The organism is Pseudomonas sp. GM24 (genome assembly GCF_000282235.1).
In the GTDB taxonomy this organism is placed as follows: Bacteria; Pseudomonadota; Gammaproteobacteria; order Pseudomonadales; family Pseudomonadaceae; genus Aquipseudomonas.
Genome location: NZ_AKJR01000279.1, coordinates 1 through 2,496, shown reverse-complemented (window position 1 = coordinate 2,496; position 2,496 = coordinate 1). Strand labels below are relative to the sequence as shown.

The following is a 2,496-nucleotide window of genomic DNA, read 5'->3' as shown; positions in this document are numbered from 1 at the left end:
AAGCCAGCTCCCACAGATTTCTCTGGTGTTCACAAAATTTGTGTTCACTGGAGATCCCTGTGGGAGCTGGCTTGCCAGCGATGAACGCTAACGCGGTGCTGGATCAGCGCTCGCTTCGCAGCATCTCCTTCGGCACATATTTGCCGATCTCGAACTTGCCAATCGCCGCGCGGTGCACTTCGTCCGGGCCGTCGGCCAGGCGCAAAGTACGTTGCATGGCGTACATGTAGGCCAGCGGGAAATCGTTCGAGACCCCTGCCCCGCCATGCATCTGGATCGCCCGGTCGATCACGCGCAGCGCGACGTTCGGCGCAACAACCTTGATCTGCGCGATTTCGCTCTTCGCCACTTTGTTACCGACGGTGTCCATCATGTACGCCGCTTTCAACGTCAGCAGACGTGCCATGTCGATTTCCATCCGCGAGTCGGCGATCTTGTCGACGTTACCGCCCAGACGTGCCAGTGGTTTACCGAAGGCAGTGCGGCTCACCGCACGTTTGCACATCAATTCCAGTGCACGTTCGGCCATGCCGATCGAGCGCATGCAGTGGTGAATCCGGCCTGGGCCAAGACGACCTTGCGCAATTTCAAAGCCGCGTCCTTCACCTAGAAGTACGTTTTCGTACGGCACACGCACGTTGTCGAACAGCACTTCGGCGTGGCCGTGCGGAGCGTCGTCGTAACCAAACACCGGCAGCGGACGAACGATTTTTACCCCGGGAGTATCGACTGGCACGAGGATCATCGAGTGCTGGGCGTGGCGCGGCGCATCTGGATTGCTCAGGCCCATGAAGATCAAAATTTTGCAGCGCGGATCACAGGCGCCGGATGTCCACCATTTTTTACCGTTGATCACCCACTCGTCACCATCACGCACGGCGCGGGCGGCCATGTTGGTGGCGTCGGACGAGGCTACGTCCGGTTCGGTCATGGCGAACGCCGAACGAATCTCGCCGCGCAGCAACGGTTCGAGCCAGCGCTGTTTCTGTTCTTCGTTGGCGTAACGCACCAGCACTTCCATGTTGCCGGTGTCCGGCGCCGAGCAGTTGAACGGCTCCGGGCCTAACAGCGAGCGGCCCATGATTTCGGCCAATGGTGCGTATTCGAGGTTGCTCAGACCGGCACCGAGTTCCGACTCCGGCAGGAACAGATTCCACAAACCTTCGGCTTTGGCCTTGGCTTTGAGCTCTTCCATGATCGCGGTCGGCTGCCAGCGATCGCCTTCGGCAACCTGGCGTTCGAACACCGCCTCAGCCGGATAAACGTAAGTGTCCATGAACGCGGTCACGCGCTCACGCAGTTCTTGCACCTTGGGCGAATAAGCGAAATCCATGATCAATTACCTTCTTGGGCAGAGGTTGTTCAAGTCATGCAATCGATGCTAGAACAGCGCTGATAATTTACCTAGCCTATTCTCGGCGTGTATAAACATTCATCACCGATATATGATCCAGTGATCGTCAGCCCTTAAAAACAAGAGAAGCCGCGTTATGAATCTGAGCAAGGTCGACCTCAACCTTTTCATCGTCTTCGACGCGATTTACACCGAAGCCAACCTGACCCGCGCCGGGCAGATTGTCGGCATCACTCAGCCGGCGGTATCCAACGCATTGGCGCGGTTGCGCGAAACCTTTAACGATCCACTGTTCGTGCGCACGGCTCAGGGCATGGTGCCGACACCGATGGCACAGAACATCATCGGCCCGGTGCGTAACGCGCTGTCGTTGCTGCGTGTGTCGGTACAGGAAAGCCGCATTTTCAACCCGGCACAAGCGGTCAAGACTTACCGCATCAGCATGACCGACCTCACCGAGGCGGTGATTTTGCCGCCGCTGTTTCAGCGCCTGCGCCGCCTGGCGCCGACGGTGATCATCGAAAGTTTTCTGTCCAAACGCCGCGAGACCACCAAAGAGCTGGCCGCCGGGCGTCTGGATTTCGCCGTGGATGCGCCGCTCAACACCGACCCGCAGGTGCGCCACGTCAAGCTGATGGAAGACCGCTACGTCTGCGCGATGCGCAAAGGGCATCCGATGGCGGGCAAGGAAAAGCTCTCGCTGGATGATTACCTGTCGCTGACCCATATCCATATTTCCAGCCGTCGCAGTGGCCTGGGTTATGTCGATCTGGCGCTGGGCAAAATGGGCATTCAACGCAAGATCGCCCTGCGTTCGCAGCACTATTTGATGGCATCGCAGGTGATGCAGCAGACCGACATGGTCATGACCGTGCCGGAGCGCTTTGCCCGTCGCCATGAACTGCAGGCGTTTAATCTGCCGGTGAATGATGTGCCGCCGGTGGAGACGCATCTGTATTGGCATGAAAGCACTGACCAGGATCCGGCGAATCGCTGGATGCGCGAGCAGATGATCGAGTTGTGCCAACAGGTGACGGCGCAGGAGAAGAAGCTGGATAAGCAGGTGGTGTAAGGAAAGATCAAAAGATCGCAGCCTTCGGCAGCTCCTGCATTTGGAATCTATCACCCCTGTAGGAGCTGCC

Annotated in this window: 2 protein-coding genes; one reads left to right on the top strand and one right to left on the bottom strand. The window is 58.2% G+C overall.

The features are described from left to right. Positions 1-103: 103 nt before the first annotated feature. A complete protein-coding gene (locus tag PMI23_RS26515) occupies positions 104-1,333 on the bottom strand; it encodes an acyl-CoA dehydrogenase (RefSeq protein WP_007917231.1) in 1,230 nt (409 codons plus the stop codon). A 157-nt stretch (positions 1,334-1,490) separates the two neighbouring features. On the opposite strand from PMI23_RS26515, the gene PMI23_RS26510 reads away from it, so the two are divergent. Continuing rightward, the gene (locus PMI23_RS26510) at positions 1,491-2,426 is read left to right on the top strand and encodes a LysR family transcriptional regulator (RefSeq protein WP_007917233.1); all 936 of its coding nucleotides are present in this window, start codon (positions 1,491-1,493) and stop codon (positions 2,424-2,426) included. Positions 2,427-2,496 lie beyond the last annotated feature (70 nt).

Coding starts and splice junctions, on each gene's coding strand:
- PMI23_RS26515 (WP_007917231.1), bottom strand. CDS start 1,333: ATGGATTTCGCTTATTCGCCCAAGGTGCAAGAACTGCGTGAGCGCGTG.
- PMI23_RS26510 (WP_007917233.1), top strand. CDS start 1,491: ATGAATCTGAGCAAGGTCGACCTCAACCTTTTCATCGTCTTCGACGCG.